General features: G+C 68.1%; 15 protein-coding genes and 1 tRNA gene. 6 read left to right on the forward strand and 10 right to left on the reverse strand.

The genetic code is table 11. From position 1 onward, the window contains the following. Positions 1 to 9 precede the first annotated feature (9 nt). From tilS to OC373_RS04015, 3 genes are read left to right on the forward strand one after another with little or no spacing between them, the layout of a single operon-like run. Complete coding sequence (gene tilS, locus OC373_RS04005; RefSeq protein WP_070425619.1) at positions 10 to 1,299, forward strand: tRNA lysidine(34) synthetase TilS; 1,290 nt, start codon at positions 10 to 12, stop codon at positions 1,297 to 1,299. Between the two features lie 36 nt (positions 1,300 to 1,335). Then, positions 1,336 to 1,596 carry an exodeoxyribonuclease VII small subunit gene (locus tag OC373_RS04010; protein WP_019182618.1) on the forward strand — a complete coding sequence of 87 codons (261 nt, stop codon included), beginning with the start codon at positions 1,336 to 1,338 and terminating at the stop codon, positions 1,594 to 1,596. Further along, a complete protein-coding gene (locus tag OC373_RS04015; RefSeq protein WP_019182617.1) occupies positions 1,586 to 2,464 on the forward strand; it encodes a farnesyl diphosphate synthase in 879 nt (292 codons plus the stop codon). Before OC373_RS04010 ends, OC373_RS04015 begins: the two co-directional genes overlap by 11 nt. A gap of 102 nt (positions 2,465 to 2,566) precedes the next feature. Here the strand turns inward: OC373_RS04015 and OC373_RS04020 are convergent, their stop codons facing one another. Together OC373_RS04020 and pmbA are read right to left on the reverse strand one after the other, a co-directional pair. Next, entirely contained in the window at positions 2,567 to 2,944 is a 378-nt protein-coding gene (locus tag OC373_RS04020; protein WP_019182616.1) for a DUF4870 domain-containing protein, read from the reverse strand. Between the two features lie 78 nt (positions 2,945 to 3,022). Continuing rightward, positions 3,023 to 4,390, reverse strand: a complete 1,368-nt coding sequence (gene pmbA / locus OC373_RS04025) for a metalloprotease PmbA (RefSeq protein ID WP_261997118.1) — start codon at positions 4,388 to 4,390, stop codon at positions 3,023 to 3,025. A gap of 68 nt (positions 4,391 to 4,458) precedes the next feature. On the opposite strand from pmbA, the gene yjgA reads away from it, so the two are divergent. Next, the gene (gene yjgA, locus OC373_RS04030) at positions 4,459 to 5,073 is read left to right on the forward strand and encodes a ribosome biogenesis factor YjgA (protein WP_019182614.1); all 615 of its coding nucleotides are present in this window, start codon (positions 4,459 to 4,461) and stop codon (positions 5,071 to 5,073) included. Between the two features lie 78 nt (positions 5,074 to 5,151). On the opposite strand, the gene tldD is transcribed toward yjgA, so the two are convergent. Genes tldD through OC373_RS04050 form a run of 4 tightly spaced genes read right to left on the reverse strand, consistent with a single transcriptional unit; the run spans position 5,152 to position 12,604 of the window. Beyond that, on the reverse strand, positions 5,152 to 6,597 hold the full coding sequence (gene tldD, locus OC373_RS04035) for a metalloprotease TldD (protein WP_070425621.1): 1,446 nt from the start codon (positions 6,595 to 6,597) through the stop codon (positions 5,152 to 5,154). A gap of 54 nt (positions 6,598 to 6,651) precedes the next feature. Continuing rightward, positions 6,652 to 10,512 (reverse strand): YhdP family protein, encoded by a 3,861-nt coding sequence (locus OC373_RS04040; protein ID WP_070425622.1) that lies wholly within the window; start codon positions 10,510 to 10,512, stop codon positions 6,652 to 6,654. 30 nt (positions 10,513 to 10,542) lie between these two features. Then, positions 10,543 to 12,030 (reverse strand): ribonuclease G, encoded by a 1,488-nt coding sequence (gene rng / locus OC373_RS04045; protein ID WP_019182611.1) that lies wholly within the window; start codon positions 12,028 to 12,030, stop codon positions 10,543 to 10,545. Continuing rightward, on the reverse strand, positions 12,023 to 12,604 hold the full coding sequence (locus OC373_RS04050) for a Maf-like protein (RefSeq protein ID WP_070425623.1): 582 nt from the start codon (positions 12,602 to 12,604) through the stop codon (positions 12,023 to 12,025). The genes rng and OC373_RS04050 overlap by 8 nt, the downstream gene beginning before the upstream one ends. Before the next feature lie 130 nt (positions 12,605 to 12,734). Here OC373_RS04050 and OC373_RS04055 point away from each other — a divergent pair, with 130 nt between their 5' ends. Both OC373_RS04055 and OC373_RS04060 read left to right on the forward strand, forming a co-directional pair. Then, positions 12,735 to 13,469 (forward strand): SIMPL domain-containing protein, encoded by a 735-nt coding sequence (locus tag OC373_RS04055; protein WP_070427441.1) that lies wholly within the window; start codon positions 12,735 to 12,737, stop codon positions 13,467 to 13,469. 358 nt (positions 13,470 to 13,827) lie between these two features. Beyond that, the gene (locus OC373_RS04060) at positions 13,828 to 16,662 is read left to right on the forward strand and encodes a TonB-dependent receptor (RefSeq protein ID WP_070425624.1); all 2,835 of its coding nucleotides are present in this window, start codon (positions 13,828 to 13,830) and stop codon (positions 16,660 to 16,662) included. Between the two features lie 126 nt (positions 16,663 to 16,788). Here OC373_RS04060 and OC373_RS04065 read toward each other — a convergent pair. From OC373_RS04065 to nadD, 4 genes are all read right to left on the reverse strand, one after another. Beyond that, positions 16,789 to 16,865, reverse strand: a tRNA-Asn gene (locus OC373_RS04065). Between the two features lie 57 nt (positions 16,866 to 16,922). Continuing rightward, on the reverse strand, positions 16,923 to 17,393 hold the full coding sequence (gene rlmH / locus OC373_RS04070) for a 23S rRNA (pseudouridine(1915)-N(3))-methyltransferase RlmH (protein ID WP_019183383.1): 471 nt from the start codon (positions 17,391 to 17,393) through the stop codon (positions 16,923 to 16,925). A gap of 84 nt (positions 17,394 to 17,477) precedes the next feature. Next, complete coding sequence (gene rsfS / locus OC373_RS04075; protein WP_087947504.1) at positions 17,478 to 17,846, reverse strand: ribosome silencing factor; 369 nt, start codon at positions 17,844 to 17,846, stop codon at positions 17,478 to 17,480. A 121-nt stretch (positions 17,847 to 17,967) separates the two neighbouring features. Continuing rightward, positions 17,968 to 18,633 carry a nicotinate-nucleotide adenylyltransferase gene (nadD, locus tag OC373_RS04080; RefSeq protein WP_070425625.1) on the reverse strand — a complete coding sequence of 222 codons (666 nt, stop codon included), beginning with the start codon at positions 18,631 to 18,633 and terminating at the stop codon, positions 17,968 to 17,970. Positions 18,634 to 18,636: the final 3 nt, after the last annotated feature.

Here is an 18,636-nt window from a genome sequence, read left to right on the forward strand (position 1 = left end):
GCACTTCCCATGACCTCCCTGCTGCCGCCACCGCCCTCTGTCGTCCGCCCTGTGCTGGTCGGCTTCAGCGGTGGCCTCGATTCCACCGTCCTGCTGCATTGGCTGGCCACCTCGCCGGCACAGCGGACGGCCGGCCTGCGCGCCGTGCATATCCATCACGGCCTGCAGGAACAGGCTGACGCCTGGACCGTGCACTGCACGCAGCTCTGTGCGCGCTGGAACATCCCGCTGCGGGTGATCCGCGTGCAGGTGCCGCGTCACCAGGGACAAGGCCTGGAAGCCGCCGCGCGGCATGCGCGCCGTGAGGCGTTCGCTTCGCAGCTGCTGCCTGGTGAACACCTGGCCCTGGCCCATCACCGCGATGACCAGGCCGAGACCTTCCTGATGCGTGCGCTGCGCGGCTCCGGCGTGGATGGGTTGGCCTCCATGCAGGTCACCAGCGCGTTTGGCGCCGGCACCGTGTGGCGGCCCTTGCTGGAGGTTCCGCGCAGTGCGTTGCGCGCACATGCGCAGGCCGAGGGGCTGGAGTGGATCGAAGATCCCAGCAATGCCAGCGATGACGCCGATCGCAACTTCCTGCGGCTGCACGTGCTGCCGCAACTGCGCCAGCGCTGGCCGCAGGCCGATGCGGCATTCGCCCGGAGTGCCGCCTTGTGCGCGCAGTCCCAGCACCTGCTCGACAGTGCCGACCGCGACGCATTGGAACGCTGCAGCGTCGGCCCCGGCGTGATCGACTGTGCGCGGCTGCTGCGCCAGCCGCTCGAGCGCCGCGCCCGGTTGCTGCGGCACTGGGTGCGCGGCAGTGGCCTGCCGCCGCTGCCGGCCGCGGGCGTGGAGGCGGTCGAACGCGAGCTGCTCCCGGCTGCCCACCACGCCGATGCGCAGTTCGCCTGGCAGGGGGCACGCATCCGCCGCTGGCGCGGGCAACTGCACCTGCTCTCGGCCAGCCTGGCCTTGCCGGCCGACTGGAGCGTGCACTGGGATGGCCGCGCGCCGCTGGCATTGCCAGATGGTGGCGAGCTGCGCCTGCTTGGCACGGACGCCGGTTTCGACAGCCCGGTGCAGATCCGCGCACGCCGCGGCGGCGAGCGCATCCAGCTGCCCGGGCGCACGCATTCCCATGCGCTCAAGGACCTGCTGCAGCAGCAGGGCCTGCCGCCGTGGCAGCGTCGCCAGCTGCCGCTGCTGTTCGACGAGGACACATTGCTGGCCGCCGGTGACCGGGTCATCGGTGCCGCCCTGCAACCGTGGCTGCTGGCCCATCACGCGCAGTTGCAGTGGACACCCGGCGCGGCCTGAATTGACCCCGCCCGGCCAGCAGCCCACACTTGGCACATGGCAAAGAAGTCCCCCAATGAAACCTCCCCGGTCGCCCACTTCGAGCAGTCGCTGGAAGAGCTGGAGCAGCTGGTGGAGAAGATGGAAACCGGCGAAATGAGCCTGGAACAATCGCTCAGCGCCTACGAACGTGGCGTCGGCCTGTACCGCCAGTGCCAGCAGGCGCTGGAACAGGCCGAACTGCGCGTGCGCCTGCTCAGCGATCCAGCCCAGCCCGACACCGCGGTGCCATTCGACCCGCCCAGCCATGACGGTTGAGGCCACGTTCGCGCGTTGGCGCGACCGGATCGAAAGCCAGCTCGACGCCAGCCTGCCCTCCCCGTCCGATGCCCCGCGTGGACTGCACCAGGCGATGCGCTATGCGGTGCTCGGGGGCGGCAAGCGCATGCGCCCGCTGCTCGTGTATGCAAGCGGCCGAATTTTCGGCGCCGACGAGAACGCACTGGACGCGCCGGCGATGGCGGTGGAGCTGATCCACGCGTATTCGCTGGTGCATGACGATCTGCCGGCGATGGACGATGACGCCCTGCGTCGCGGCCGCCCGACCACGCACATCGCCTTTGATGAAGCCACCGCGATCCTCGCCGGTGATGCCCTGCAGACGCGCGCGTTCGGCCTGATCGCCGATGCGCCGCTGCCCGCGTCACTGCGCGTGGCCTGCCTGCAGACGCTGGCCCACGCCTCCGGTGCCGCCGGCATGTGTGGCGGCCAGGCGCTGGATATCGACGCCACCGGTCATCAACAGCCGCTGCAGGATCTTGAGCGCATGCACGCGCTCAAGACCGGCGCACTGATCCGCGCGGCGGTGCGCATGGGCGCGCTGTGTGGCCAGGCACCCGCCGCCGATCTGGCAACGCTGGATACGGTCGCCTCGGCGCTCGGTCTGGCGTTCCAGGTGCGCGATGACATCCTCGATGTCGAAGCCAGTTCCGAACAGCTCGGCAAGACCGCCGGCAAGGACGAGGCACAGGCCAAGTCGACCTTCCCGGCACTGCTCGGCATGGACGGGGCGAAGGCGCATCTGCGCACGCTGAGCGAGCAGATGTTCGATGGCCTGGCCGGATATGGCGAGCCGGCAGATGCACTGCGTGCGCTGGCGAAACTGGCGGTCGAGCGGGATCATTGAGCGACCGTGCCGGCAGCCACGCATGGCGTGGTTGCACAACGCCAGGACACAGAAAAACGCCCGGGAATCCCGGGCGTTTTTCGTTCCAGCGCTGCGGATCGATTACTTGATCAGGCGCAGGGCGAACGGATAACGGTAGGCTTCGCCGTTGTTGGCCTTGACCGCTGCGATGATGCAGAAGATCACGTTGAGCAGGCCGACGATCGGCGCCAGCAGGCCACCGATGATGACGATGGTCAGCACGATGCAGATCAGCATCGCGATGGTGATGGTGATCTGGAAGTTCAGCGCTTCCTTGGCCTGGTCGGTGACGAAGCGCTTGCTGCTGTCGTCCTTGTTGATCAGCCAGATGATCAGCGGGCCGAGGAACCAGGTGAAGATGCCCAGCAGGTGGGCCACCAGCGCCATGGTGCGCTGATCGGCCGGTGCCGGGGCGCTCACCGGCGGCGGCGGGGTGGTGACGTTGTCGAAATCGCTCACGTGAAACTCCTTGTTCGAGGTAATGGGTATTGCACGCGGCAGGCTCCCCGCCTGCCAGGGCAGCCCCAATAGAATACGTCAATCGTTACCGGCAACGGTCATTCGTCCTACAAGGATCGAACCGGTGTGCACGTGCGAGCGGGTGTCGATGTCGGCACCCACCGCTTCGATGCTGGCGAACATCTCTTTGAGGTTGCCGGCGATGGTGATGCCGTCCACCGGGTAGCTGATCTCGCCGTTCTCCACGCGGAACCCGCCGGCGCCGCGCGAGTAATCACCGGTCACGCTGTTGACGCCCTGCCCCATCAGTTCGGTGACCAGCAGGCCATTGCCCATCTGCCGGGCGATCGAGACCAGATCGTCCGCGTTGGCGGTGACCTTGAGGTTGTGCACGCCACCGGCGTTGGCGGTGGTCGGCAGGCCCAGCTTGCGCGCCGAATAGCTGCCCAGGATGTAACGCTCCAGCACGCCATCGCGGATCAGCGCCGAATTGCGCGTGGCCACGCCATCGCCGTCGAAGGCGGCCGAACGCAGCCCGCGGCGCAGCAGCGGCAGTTCTTCAATGCCGAACCACGCCGGGAACAGCCGGGTGCCAACGCTGTCGAGCAGGAAGCTGGCGCGGCGGTACAGCGCCCCGCCGGAGACGGCGCCGAGCAGATGCCCGATCAGCGAGCGGGCCACCTCCGGCGAATACAGCACCGGCATCTGCGCGGTGGTCATCGAGCGCGGCTCCAGGCGGGCGACGGTGCGCTCGGCGGCGCGGCGGCCGATCGAGGCGGCATCATCCAGGTCTTCCCGGGCCAGGGCGCTGCTGTACCAGCCATCGCGCTGCATGCCATCGCCCTGCCCGGCGATCAGCGCGCAGCCGATCGAGTGGTGGCTGCTGCGCTCGCGGCCGATGAAGCCGTGCGAGTTGGCATACACCGACAGGCTCTGCGCGGTCGCGGCGGAGGCACCGTCAGAGTTGCTGATGCGGGTGTCGGCCTCACGCCCGGCCGCTTCGCAGGCCAGCGCCAGGTCCAGCGCCGCATCGGCGCTGAGCTCCCAGGGGTGCCAGCCGTCCAGATCCGGGAACTGGCGGGCCATCAGCGCCGCTTCGGCCAGCCCGGCGGCTTCGTCGTCCTCGGTGTGACGGGCGATCGCGCAGGCCTGGGCCACGGTCGACTCCAGGCTGCTCTCGCGCAGGTCGGCGGTACTGGCACTGCCCTTGCGCTGGCCGAAGTAGACGGTCACGGCGATGCCGCGGTCACCGGTGGACTCGACCGTTTCGACCTCGCCCAGGCGCACGTTCACATCCAGCCCGCGCTCATCGCTGCAGCTGACCTCGGCCTGGGTGGCGCCCAGGGCTTTGGCCCGCTCCAGCAGGCGTTGGGAGATGTCAGCCAGCTGCTCCAGGCGCTGCAGGCTGTCGTCGGCCGGGGAGACTTCAGGGGAGATCACGTTCAATGCTTTATCCTGTACAGGTGAGTGCCCGGCGCGACGCCGGCACAGTTTACGGATGTGGAAATAAGACGATGCGCGGACGCGACGAAGAAACCGGTGAATTCCTTGATATCAGCCGCAGCCAGAACCGCCGGGCTGCGCTGGACGTGCTGGCCCTGGGCGAGAAGCTGGTCTCGCTGACCCCGGCCCAGCTGGCGCGCCTGCCGGTGCCCGAAGACCTGCTGCCGCACATCGCCGAGGCCAAGCGCATCACCGCTCATATCGCCCACAAGCGCCAGCTGGCGTTCCTGGCCAAGCACATGCGCCGCGAAGACGACGCCGTGCTGGATGCGATCCGCAACGCGCTGGATGCCAACAGCGAGACCTCGCGCCGTGAAGTGGCCACCATGCACCGCGTGGAAGACTGGCGCGAGCGCCTGCTCAAGGACGGCGACAAGGCGCTGGGTGCGCTGCTGGATGAGTACCCGCATGCCGACCGCCAGGAGCTGCGCACGCTGGTGCGCAACGCCCAGGCAGAGAAGGCCAAGAACAAGCCGCCGCGCGCCTACCGGGAGATCTTCCAGGTGCTGCGTACGCTGCTGCTGCCGGCCGCGCTCGGCCTGGAGGGCGTGAACGCCTCGTCCGACGATGACCTGGACGACGCGGTCGATACCGATACCGACGGCGACGAGAACGCCGAGGACTGAGCCCCGGCGCTCACGCGGCACCGCCAGCACCAGGCTGGCGGCCGCGTCGTCGGGCAGCACGAGGGCACGCATCCCGGCTCAGGCCTGGGTGCCGCCCACGGTGATGCCATCGATCAGCAGGGACGGCTGGCCCACGCCGACCGGCACGCTCTGGCCATCCTTGCCGCAGATGCCCACGCCTTCGTCCAGGGCCAGATCGTTGCCGATCATGCGCACTTTCTGCATGGTTTCCGGGCCATTGCCGATCAGGGTCGCGCCCTTCACCGGCGCGGTGATGTTTCCGTCTTCGATCAGGTAGGCCTCGGTGGCCGAGAACACGTACTTGCCGCTGGTGATGTCGACCTGGCCGCCACCGAAGTTGACCGCGTACAGGCCACGCTTGACCGAGCGGATCATCTCTTCCGGATCGTGCTGGCCGGCGCGCATGTAGGTGTTGGTCATGCGCGGCATGGTCATGTGCGCGAACGACTCACGGCGGCCGTTGCCGGTCGGCGCCACGCCCATCAGGCGCGCGTTGAGCGAATCCTGCATGTAGCCGACCAGGATGCCGTCTTCGATCAGCGTGGTGCACTGGGTCGGGTGGCCTTCGTCATCGATGTTCAACGAGCCGCGGCGCCCGTCCAGGGTGCCGTCGTCGACGATGGTCACGCCCGGCGCGGCCACGCGCTCGCCGATCCGGCCGGCGTAGACGCTGGTGCCCTTGCGGTTGAAGTCGCCTTCCAGGCCGTGGCCGACCGCTTCGTGCAGCAGCACGCCGGGCCAGCCCGGGCCGAGCACCACGGTCATCACGCCGGCCGGGGCCGGGATCGCCTCCAGGTTCACCAGTGCCTGGCGCAGCGCCTCGCGGGCGAAGCCCTCCGGGCGCCCCTCGGCGAACAGTTCTTCATAGCTGTAGCGGCCGCCGCCGCCGGAGTAACCGGATTCGCGACGGCCATGCTGCTCGACGATCACCTGCACGTTCAACCGCACCAGCGGGCGGATGTCGGCGGCAAGCACGCCATCGCTGCGCGCGATCAGCACCGTGTCCACGCCCCCGGAGAGGCTGACCATCACCTGCTGCACGCGCGGGTCGGCGGCGCGCAGGTAGCGGTCCAGGCGCTTGAGCATCTCGACCTTGGCCTCGTTGCCCATGCCATCGATGGGGTCCAGCGCCGGGTACAGCGCGCGGCCGCTGCCACGCACCAGCGAGCGGGCCGACTGCGCCCCGCCCTCGCGCGAAATCGCGCGGGCCGACTGGGCGGCGGCCAGCAGCGCATCGCTGTGGATGTCATCGGAATAGGCGAAACCGGTCTTTTCACCGGCGATGGCGCGCACGCCCACGCCCTGTTCGATCGAATGCGCACCGTCCTTGACGATGCCATCCTCCACGCTCCAGCTCTCGCGGCGCGCGTGCTGGAAATAGAGATCCCCGAAATCGATGCCCGGCCCCAGCAGGGTGCCGAACGTGCGTTCCAGACCGCCCGCATCCAGCCCGGCGGGCAGCAGCAGACGGTCGGTGGCCAGCGAAAGTGCGTTGTTGTTCATGCTCTTTGATCTATGGGCGCCGGGCGCAATCGCAACCCGGGCGCGGGAAAGGGGTCAGCGCGCCGGGGGTGCGGCCGGCGCCGGCCTGGGCGCGGTGTCGCGGTCGATCACCTCGACCTTGGGTTCGGCCCAGGGGCCGGTCACGCGGTAGGTCTTGGCGCCGATCTCGCCCAGCGGCTTGGACAGCACCGCGTTGGCCGCCGCGCCTACCGCGGCGCCCACCGGGCCGCCGGCCACCGCGCCAACGACGGTCAGCAGGTTGCCCGCACGCGGGTTGACGTCGATGGTCTGGTCAAAGCGCTGCTGGCGCAGATCGGCCTGGCCGCGGATGGTGATGTTCGCCGCCGGGCCTTCGATCAGCACCTTGTCGGTGGTGGCCATGCCGTCGCCGAAGGCCACGCTGCCTTCGACCTGGTTGAAGGCGAAGCCCTTGGAGAAGAAATCGCGGAAATCGAACATCAACCGGCGCGGCAGCTGGGCCACGCTCAGCAGCCCGAGCACGCGACCGGCGCCCGGCTCCAGCTCCAGCAGCTGGCCGTTGCGGGCATGCACGTCGAGCTGGCCCTGCAGCGCGCCCAGCTGGAAATCCGACGGCCCCCCCTGCCACCCGGCAGTCATGCTCAGCTGGCCCTGCCCGCCACGCAGCTGGCCGCCGTAATCCAGGTTCTGCATCAGCCCGCCCAGGTCCTCGCTCCTGACCTGCACGTTGAACTGGCTGCGCGCGGCCGCGCCCATGCCCATCCAGCGGCCATCGACGTCGATCTCCTGCTTGGGCGCGCGGAACTGCAGCTGGTCCACGCTCAGGCCGTTGCCCATCGGGCGGGTGCGCAGCACCGCCTGGCCGAGCCTGGCCTTGCCGAACTGCAGGTCCTCGATATCCAGCGACAGCGGCGGCACCTTGGCCGGGTTGGTGTCATTGGCACTGGCCTGGACCCGTGCAGGCAACGCCACGTCCGGCGGCAGCAGGATCGGGGCGCCATCACTGGGCGCCTTGACCGGCGTGGGCAGCGATTGCCAGTGGACGCGGCTGAGCTTGCCGACGATGGTGCCGCCATCGGCATTGGGCACGCTCAGGCTGCCCGCCAGCGAGGGGCCATCCAGGCGCACGTCCACGCTGTTGCCGGTCGGACGCAGCTGCAGCCGGGTCTGCTCGAACACCCCACCGGCCAGCAACAGCTGGCCGACCTGCACATCCACATGGCGCAGCGGCATCGGGTCCTTGTCATCGCCCCCCTCGGGCGAACGGGCCAGGCCGATCCATTCCAGCGCATCCAATGAACCGCTGCGGCCGTTGACCACCAGCCCGCTGGCGGGGGGATCCCGATCCACATGGTCACTGCCGAGCGTGACCTGTACGCCGGTCTGGTTGTCATGGGTGCGGGCAGCCAGCGCCAGGCGCTGGCCGAACGCCACGTCCACGCGGCCACTGCCCATCGGCAGCTGCGCGGTCACGGCCGTGGCCAGCGGCGTGGCGGCCGGTTTGTCCAGCGGCGCGGGCAGCTCCAGCGTGGTGCCGACCAGGTCCGAATGCAGCTTGAGGACGGTCGGCGGCTCGACCTTGCTGCCGGCGGCGACCTTGGGCAGGGTCACCCCGATGGTCCAGCGCGAGGTGCCTTGGATATAGGGCTTGAGCCAGTTCAATTCCGGCGCGCGGTCCAGCAGCGCACCCGCCGCCAGCGAAGCGGTCAACTCGGATTCAAAGGCCTGCTGCGGGTCGCGCACGAACTCGCCGGCGCGCAGGCTGAGCAGCCCGTCCTGGCCTTGATGCCGCACGGCAAGCTGTTCCGCATCGAAGCCGCCATGGCCGTAACGGGCCTGGCCGCGCATGTTCTCGAAGACCAGGTCGAAACGCTTCTCGGTGAGCGTCGCACCGTTGAGATCGACCGTGCCCTGCAGGTGGCCGCCCCCTTCGTCGTGGTGCAGCGGCTGCAGCAGATCGAAGGTGACCGCAGCCGGTCCCTTCGCGGTCAGGTTGTCCAGGGTCTCGCCGTAGGTGGCCTGCAGCGGGCTCTGCTTGAGCATGGCCAGCAGTGCACCGGCATCGCTGCGGCTGGTCGCCTTGACGTACAGATCGGTCACGCCGAAATCCGGGATGCCGGCGTCGAAGTGGTCCACCGCCACGCCCGCCAGGTCGCCCTTGCCATGCAGTTCGAAGCCCGGACCAATGAAGGCGATGTCCGCATCGACCTTGTTCATCGCCGGCCAGTCGTGCTGGAAACGGATGCTGCCAGCGTCGATATGTCCGGTCGCTTCGAAGCGGCCATTGTTCTTGTCGAAGGGCCAGTCTTCCAGATCACCGGTCACCAGGCCCACGCCGCCGCGCACCTGCCCGGAGACCAGCGCGGCGTCCAGCCAATCGGTGGCGGCCTTGCTCATCTTGGAATGGATCCAGAAGCGTTTGGCGGCGGTCATCGGTACATCGTCGATCTTGGCCGCCAGCTCCAGCCACGGGCGCGTGCCGTTGTTCTGGAACCAGATCCCGCCGCGTACATCGGCCGCGTAATCGGTGCCCTGCACGCGCAGGGCCGGGGTGCCGATGCGCCATCCGCCGGCTTCATCGCGCCAGCCGACCAGGCGGCCAGCCAGGCGCACGTCGTGGCGCTCGCCGAAGCCGCTGGGCCAATCAAACTGCATGACCCGCTGCGGCTGCAGCTCCAAGGTGAAGCCATCGGCGTCGCCATCGAAGCGGCCACCCACGCCGCTGAGCCCTGGCGAATGCCCGACCGCGGCAAAACGGATGTCTTCCAGGTCGCCTTCGACCGACAACGGGCCGCCCTGTTCGCCCGCCACCCGCACGCGGGTCATCCGCACCTGCGGCGAGGCGTCATGCAGCCACTCGCGCAGGCCGGGATCGATCCTGTCGGTCAGCGCCAGGCCGCGCAGCAGCGCGGTGGCATCGATGTTGTCGCCGGCCAGCGCGAAATGCTGCCCGCCGGCCAGCAGCAGCCCATCCAGTTGCTGGGTGCTGCCTTCCATGCCGATCCGCAGGCGCGGCGCATCGGCGCGCCAGCCACCGTGCACCCAGCGCCAGCGCGCGCGCAACTCCAGCGTGTCCAGCGCCAGCTGCGGGTGGGTGCCGTCTGCAAGCTTCACGCCGCGGACCTGCACGTTCTGCAGGTCCGCATCCGTGGTGACCATCACCACCCGGTGGTCGCGCAGATCCACCCATGCATTGAATTCACCGGTGCCCTGCTGCAGACCGATGCCGCCGAACTGCAGCAGCGAGGACCACGCACGGAAATCGGCTGGATCGGCCGACAGCCACGCCTGCCCATCGCCGCGCTTGCGCTCGAACTCGAGCACCGCTGTAAGCGGCTGGGCGGCAGGATCGGCCCAGGCACGCGCGCCCACGCGAAGGCGCTGGCCGTTGACGCGCAGGCGAAGGTCGATCCGCGGCAGCGATGCGTTCACGCCCAGCGAGGGCGCATCGACCCGCAGCCGCCCGCCGATCACCTGCAGCTCGCCCAAGCGGCGCAGTGTTTCCAGCGGGTCACCCGCAGCCGACTGCGGCAGCCCCTGCACCGACCAGCGGCCGTCATCGGCGCGCTGCAGCACCAGCGCCAGGCCACGCAGGCGCAGCTCGGTCAACGAGTGACCCGGCAGCAGCCCGGCATACATCGACACCAGCACCTCGGCCTCGCCGATGCGCAGGCCCTGCCCTTCACCGATCCGCAGCCCTTTGAGCTGCAGCAGCGGCCCACGCCGGGTCCAGGCGGTATCCAGCGCATCGAAACGCACCGGCTGGCCGGCACGCGCGCTCAGCCATGCCGCCACCCTCTCCGGATGGCGCTCGGCCAGCGGCAGCAGCTGGCTGGCGGTGCCGACCAGCAGGGCCACGCCCACGAGCAGGACCGCCACCGCATACACGGCATGGCGGCGGATCCGGCGCAGGCGCAGGCGCAGCGGTGTGCTCATCGGAACCTGGGAACGCCGGACCGGCCGCGGTCAGAGCAGCACGACATCGAACTGCTCCTGCAGGTACTGCTCGTCCGCCTGGAAGCGGATGCTCTTGCCCAGGAACTCCTCCAGTTCGGCCACCGCCGAGGATTCCTCGTCGGTGATGCGCGCGACCACCTTCGAGGAGGCGATCACCAGCAGGCGGGCCGCATCGAACTGGCGCACCGCCCGGGTGATCTCGCGGAAGATCTCATAGGTCACCGTCTCGGCGGTCTTGATCGACCCCCGCCCGCTGCACTCCGGGCACGGCTCGGAGAGCTGGCGCTCCAGGCTTTCCACGGTGCGCTTGCGCGTCATCTCGACCAGGCCCAGCGGCGAGAAGTCATAGACGGTGGTCTTGGCATGGTCGCGGGCCAGCGCCTTCTCCAGCGTGCGCAGCACCTGGCGGCGATGCTCGGCGTCATCCATGTCGATGAAGTCGATGATGATGATGCCGCCCAGGTTGCGCAGCCGCAGTTGGCGCGCCACGGCCTGCGCCGCTTCAAGATTGGTGCGGAACACCGTCTCTTCGAGATTGCGCTGGCCCAGGAACGAACCGGTGTTCACGTCGATGGTGGTCATCGCCTCGGTCTGGTCGATCACCAGATAGCCACCGGACTTGAGCGGCACCTGCTTGTCCAGCGCCCGGCCGATCTCGTCCTCGACCCCGAACATGTCGAAGATCGGGCGATCGCCGCTGTACAGCTCCAGCTTCTCGGCCAGCACCGGCATGTACTTGGCCACGAATGCCTGCAACTGGTTGAAGGTCTCCTTGGAGTCGACCTTGACCTTGTCCACGTCCTTGCGGATCAGGTCGCGCACCGAGCGCAGCGGCAGGCTCAGGTCTTCATAGATCACGCTGCACGGGGCGGCATCGCGGCCACGGCGCTCGACCACGTTCCAGACCCGCGACAGGTAGGCCACGTCCTCGGCGATCGCTTCGGCCGGCTGGCCTTCGGCGTTGGTGCGCACGATATAGCCATAACCGCCGTGCTGGGCCGACAGTTCAGTCACCAGGGTCTTCAGGCGCGCGCGCTCGGCCTCGTCTTCGATCCGGGCCGACACGCCCACCACCTTGGACTGCGGCAGCAGCACCATGTAGCGCGAGGGAATGCTGATCTGCGTGGTCAGCCGGGCCCCCTTGGTCCCGATCGGATCCTTGACCACCTGCACCACGATGTCCTGGCCGTCGCGCAGCAACTCCACGATCGGCACCGAGGACGGCGGCGGCAGGGTGGTGCCTTCGGTATCGGCGCTGGCCACCGGGGCCGGGCGGATCACGTCGTTGGCGTGCAGGAACGCGGCGCGCTCCAGCCCGACCTCCACGAACGCCGCCTGCATGCCGGGCATCACCCGCTGGACCTTGCCTTTATAAATGTTGCCGACGACGCCACGGCGCCAGCCGCGTTCGATATGCAGCTCCTGCAGCATGCCGTTTTCGATGACGGCGACGCGGGTTTCCCGCGGGGTGACATTGACCAGGATTTCTTCAGACATGGGCGACTCCCTTCAGTTCAAACGCCTGCAGCAACTGCTCGGTCTGTTGCAGGGGCAAACCCATCACACCCGAATAGCTTCCCGCCAGGTGGCGGATATATCGTTCGGCGCCGCCCTGGATCGCATAGGCGCCGGCTTTGTCCATCGGCTCGCCCGTGGCCACGTAGGCGGCGATCCGGTCCTCGTCGATCGCCGCGAACGTCACCTCCGAGACCACCAGTACGCCCTGCTCCCGGCCGGCGGCGACCAGCGCCACGGCGGTCATCACCTGGTGGGTGCGCCCGGCCAGCGCGCGCAGCATCGCGCGCGCATCGTCGGCATCGACCGGCTTGCCGAACACGCGCCCATCCAGCACCACCTCGGTGTCCGAGCCGAGCACCACCGCGTCGGGGTCATGGGCGACCAGCGCCAGCCCGGCACGCGCCTTGTCGGCGGCGACCCGCTGCACGTAATCGGCGGCCGACTCGGCGGGCGCACGGACTTCGGGCACGTGAAGGTCGAGCGCCCGGAACGGTCGGTCCAGGCGCGCAAGCAGTTCGTTTCGTCGGGGGGATCGAGAGGCGAGATAAAGCATCGAGGAAGCATAACCTGAGGCTACTGTCTGAATCGCAAGCAACACCCTCCAATCGTCATCAACCCCATCAAACCTCACGACGCGTTCATCGCCCCGACACCAACCTCAACGTCTTCACAAGGAGATGTACATGCGCCGCCCGTCCCTGTCCCCGTTGCTGCTCGCCCTGTCCCTTGCCCTGGGAGCTTCGATGACCGCCCACGCCCAGTCCCAGCCCGCCATCGCCGTGCCGGCCGACGGCACCCTGCTCAACATTTCGGCCAATGCCGAGGCCAGGCGCGTGCCGGACGTGGCAACGCTGTCGGCCGGTGTCGTCACCCAGGCCGTGGACGGCAACACCGCCATGCGCCAGAACGCCGAGCAGATGACCAAGGTACTTGCCGCGATCAAGGCCGCCGGCATTGCCGAGCGCGATGTGCAGACCAGCGGCGTCAACCTGAGCCCGCAGTACCGTTACGCCGACAACGAGGCGCCGAAGATCACCGGCTACCAGGCCAGCAACACGGTCAGCCTGAAGGTGCGCGACATCGCCAAGCTCGGCAAAGTGCTTGATGCACTGGCCGCGCAGGGCGCCAACCAGATCAACGGCCCGCAGTTCGAGATCGACCAGCCCGAGCCGGTCTACGACGAAGCCCGCCTGGCCGCACTGAAGAAGGCCCAGGCCCGCGCCGAAACGTATGCCAAGTCGCTGGGCCTGCGCGTGCGCCGGATCGTGAGCATCTCCGAAAGCGGTGGCGGCAACTTCCGCCCGGTGATGATGCGTGCGGCGGCCGCGCCGATGGCGGCCGATGTCTCCACGCCGGTGTCGCCGGGCGAATCGACCGTGTCGGTCAACCTGGACGTGGTGTTCGATCTGGGCCGGTAACACGTCGCAGCAGAGCGGACCCACGGTCCGCTCCTGCCTGGGATGACGGCGCCTTGGGGCGCCGTCATGCTGTCCGCGGTCATAGCCCGACTGCAGTCCGCGGCGCACCGCCATCGTCGATGGTCAGGTCGCAGGGGCCGATGGCCGGGTGCCGGTGGAATTCTCGTTGCCGCGTTGGTGCGTCCGGAGAGCACCGCGACGGGGCTCTCCCCATTCATACAACGTGCTCACGCCATCGTTCCCGAATTAAGCAATTTTTCACACTTGCGTCACCTGCCGGAAACCTAGATTGGCGCCGTTGCCACCGTTCTGGTGTCGACTTATTGACATCTAGGTTTTCCCAGTCAGGAGAGAAGCTGTGAAACACCCGACCCAACGCCGCGACGACAGCCGCCGCAATACCCTGGCCCATTCCATTTCCACGATCCTGACCAGCGGCGCGCTGCTGCTGGTAGGGGCCATGGCGTCGTCCTCCGCGTTCGCGCAGGAGCAGGCGACCAACCTTGACCGGATCACCGTCACCGGGTCGAACATCCCCCGCACGAATACCGAAACCCCCTCCCCCGTCCAGGTGGTCACCCGCCAGGAAATCGACCGTACCGGCAAGACCACGGTCGCCGAGTATCTGCAGACCCTGACCGCGGACGGGTCAGGCTCCATTCCCAAGACCTTCGGCAACGGGTTTGCCGGCGGTGGCGCCGGCATCTCGCTGCGCGGCCTGGGCGCCGGCTCCACGCTGGTGCTGTTGAACGGCCGCCGCATGGCGACCTACGGCCTGGCCGATGACGGCCAGAAAGTCTTCACCGACCTGAGCACCATTCCGCTGGATGCGGTCGAGCGCATTGAAGTCCTGAAGGACGGCGCTTCTGCGATCTACGGTTCGGACGCCATCGCCGGCGTGGTCAACATCATCCTGCGCAGCGACTTCAACGGCGCCATCCTGCGCGCCTCCTACGGCCTGTCCGGCGACAGCGACGGCGATGCCAGGAAGGCCACCCTGACCGCCGGCACCGGCGACCTGGCCACCGATGGCTGGAACGCGTTCTTCAGTCTGGACGTGGGCAAGACCGACGCGATCAAGATCAGCGACCGCAAGAACCGCAAGTGGATCGGCACCGGTGATATCCGCCCGTGGGGCTATGGCAACAACGCCCAGTTCCTGGGTGGCGCCGCGCTTTCCGGCGGTACCCGTGGCGGTGTAGGTCCGAACGGTTCGGTGTTCGACGACCGTGCGGTGACGGATGACGACCCCGCCTTCCTCGTCGCGCTGCCGGGCTGCGCCGGCTTGACCACCATCCCCGGCCAGAACGATGTCACTGCCCAGCAGCAGGGCTGCCTGTGGGATCCGGCCCAGCTGTACCGTGACCTGACCCCGGAAGAGAAGTACGTCAACGTATTTGGTCGCGCCAGCTTCGCCTTCGGCGAGGGCGGTGAGATCTACACCGAAATCGGCTACTCCAAGAAGGAAACCACCTTCAGCAACACGCCCTCCGGCGTTTCCGGTGGCTGGGGCTATCCCGGTGGCCCGGTCAACGCCAACAGCGGCGATGGCGCCACCGTGCTCAGCCCGACCCACCCGGACAACCCGATCCCCGGCCAGGCCTCGCGCCTGCGCTACTCGGCCTGGGATGTCGGCCCGCGTGTGACCGAGAACACCAACGAGTTCAACCGCTTCCTGGTGGGCGTCAAGGGCAACTGGGGCGAGTGGAGCTACGACACGGCCTACCTGCATTCGGGCACCGACCTGGTCAACAAGCGTACCGGCTTCCTGAACTACGACGCCGTGCGTTGCGTGCTCGGCAACCCGGCCTGCCCGGCAGGCGTGTGGCGCATCGGCGACAACGCGGGGCTGAACTCGCAGGCCCTGTATGACTACATCTCGCCGGACATCAGCGCCCGCGCCAAGTCCAGCCTGGACATGTTCGACTTCACCGTGTCGCGCAGCCTGGCCGACCTCAAGGGTGGCCCGCTGGGCCTGGCGCTGGGTACCGAATGGCGCAAGACCAGCAACAGCCTGACCCCGCAGACCTTCACCGACCAGGGCCAGATCATCGGCCTGGGCTACTCGGCCTACGACGGTACACAGAACGTGTACGCCGGCTATGTCGAGCTGTCCGCCCCGGTGCTGGAGCAGTTGGAACTGTCCGGCGCGGTCCGTTACGACAAGTATGAGAGCGGCGAAGGCAAGGCGACGCCGAAGGTCGGGATCAAGTGGACCCCGGCCGACTGGATCGCCGTCCGCGGCAGCTATGCCGAAGGCTTCCGTGCCCCCAACCCGGCCGAGAACGGCGACGGTGGCCTGGCCGCGTTCTCCAACGCTTCCGATCCCGTGCGCTGCCCCGGCGGCAACCCGGCCCCGGGCGCGAACGATGACGATTGCGGCGCACTGCCGGTCGCCATCATCACCCGCCCCAACGCCGACCTGAAGCCGGAAGAGTCCAAGAGCTACTCGGTGGGTCTGGTGCTGCAACCGACCTCCAGCACCTCGATGACGGTCGACGCGTGGCAGATCAAGCGCACCAACGAAATCGCCCAGGGCAGTACGGCCGAAGCGATTGCCGCGGGCAATGTGCTGCGTGACAACAACCTGCTCAATGGCGTTCCGGGCACCGGCAGCATCCTGGCGGTCAATACGCAGTACATCAATGCGGCATCGACCCGCGTGCGCGGTATCGATACCGACATCCGCCAGACCTTCGACATCGGTCCGGGCCAGCTGGAGATGGACCTGCAGTGGAGCCACGTGCTCAAGTTCGAGCGTACCGATGCCGACGTGACCGTCGACTATGCCGGTACCCACGGCAACTGCGACGTCACCAACTGCATCGGCACCCCGAAGGACCGCATCAACTTCGGCACCACCTGGAAGCAGGGCCCGTGGAGCGTCAGCGGCGTGGCCAACTACATCTCCAAGATGGAGAACACCGACTTCCGCGGTCCGGACGGCTCGTATCAGTTCGCCTATGCCGACGGCACGGATGTCACCAAGATTTCCTCGTTCACCACCTTCGACCTGTCCGGTCGCTGGAACATCACCGAGGCCTTCGAACTGAATGCATCGGTGCAGAACCTGTTCGACCGCATCGCTCCGCTGGATCCGACCACCTACGGTGGCGTGAACTACAACCCGCTGCACTTCAGCGGTGCGATCGGCCGTTACTTCACCGTCGGTGCCAAGTACACCTTCGAATGAGGTAGCCGCACTTGGGGAACAAGGAGCCCGGGCAGTGCCCGGGCTTTTTGTTGCTCGGCCACGCGAGTTGCGCACATCGCAGGCAAAAAAAAGCCCCGCATCGCTGCGAGGCTTTTTTTCAAATCTTGGCGCCCGAAGTTGGACTCGAACCAACGACCCCCTGATTAACAGTCAAGTGCTCTAACCGGCTGAGCTATTCGGGCGGGGTGCGCATTGTAGCCCGTTTTTCGCGAGATGTAACCCGTCTGGCGACAACTATTTCACGCACGGTGATACGGATGATTGGCCAGCATGGCCGCAGCGCGGTACAGCTGTTCGGCCACGACCAGGCGCACCAGCATGTGCGGCAGCGTCAACGGCCCGATCGACCATTTCTCGTCGGCCATCGCCGACACCTCGGCCGAGTGGCCTTCCGGCCCGCCGATCAGGAACGCCAGGTCCCTGCCCTGCCCACGCCAATGCTCCAGACGCTGGGCCAGCTGCTCGGAACTGAGTTGGCGGCCCGGCACATCGAGCGCGACCACATAGGCATTCTTCGGCAGCGCGGCGATCACCCGCTTGCCTTCGTCATCGGTCGCGCGGCGCGCATCGCGGCCCTTGCCACGCAGGCCGGGCTCGATCTCGACCAGCTCGAACGGCAGCCAGTGCGAGAGCCGCTTCTGGTACTCGGCAAACCCCTGCGCGACCCAGGATGGCGCGCGCTCGCCGGTGGCGATCAACCTGGCTTTCATCGGTGTCCTCCGCAGCTACCGCAGGCGGCGCCGCAAAAGACAACGGCGCCATCGGCGCCGTTGTCGTGACCGGGCACGCTGCGATCAGCGTGCGTCGTAGTCGTCGTCCGCATCGTCGAGCAGCTCGATCGGCGGCTGGTCGCCCACGGTCCACAGGCGCTCGAGCGCGTAGAACTCACGCACGCGCGGCAGCATCACGTGGACGATCACGTCGCCCAGGTCGACCAGCACCCATTCGGCTTCGCGCTCGCCTTCCACGCCCAGCGGCATCACACCTAGCTTCTTGGCGAACTTCACCACTTCATCGGCAATCGACTTGACGTGACGGCTGGAGGTGCCCGAGGCGATCACCATGTAATCAGCGACGCTGGAGCGGCCGATGACGTCGATCTCAACGAGATCCTTGGCCTTCAGTTCTTCGGTGGCCCCGCGCACGCACTCGAGCAGCTGCATGACGGAGGGCGCCGGATTGGGCAGTTGGACCTTGATGGTCTGGGGCTGGGCTTGGTTGCTCAAAGCGGGTCAACTCGATAAATGTGGGGCCGATTATACGGGGCGGCGGGGCCGCGCGTATTCACGACGGTGTTGCGCCGTACAGGCGGTGACCGAGGATGTAGTCGGCCACCGGCGCCGGCAGCAGCGCCTGCCAGGGACCATCGGCCTGGATCTGCGCGCGTACGGCGGTGGCCGATTCCTCGCGCAACGGGGCCTGCAGACGCAGCAGGCGCCCGGCCGGGGCGGTGAACAGCGCGCGCTCGTGGCTGGCCCAGCGTCCTTCCAGGGCCTTGGCCAGGACCGGGTCGAGCGTCTCGGCCAGCGGGCTGCCCGGGCGGTCGGCCACGATGAAATGCGCCAGCTCGAACAGCGCGCCCCACTCGTGCCAGCTGGGCAGGGCCAACAGGCTGTCGGCCCCCACCAGCCAGGCGATGGGCTGGCGCGGGCCCAGTTCGGCGCGCAGCTCGCGCAGGGTATCCACGGTGTAGGACGGTACGCCGGGCTGGCGCTCGGCGCGGTCCAGCTCGTGCCGGTCCAGCAGCAGGCCCGGTTCGTCGCCGACGGCCAGGGCCAGCATGGCCAGCCGCTGCGCGGCATCGGCGCCAGGGGCGGCGCGGTGCGGCGGATCGGCGGCCGGCAGCAGGCGCACGGCCACCTGCAGCTGGTCGCGCGCGGCGCGGGCAATGGCCAGGTGGCCCAGATGAACCGGGTCGAAGGTCCCGCCGTAATAGATGCGCAGCCCCATGGG

It is taken from the genome of Stenotrophomonas sp. Ste96, from assembly GCF_024519495.1.
Classification (GTDB): domain Bacteria; phylum Pseudomonadota; class Gammaproteobacteria; order Xanthomonadales; family Xanthomonadaceae; genus Stenotrophomonas; species Stenotrophomonas bentonitica_A.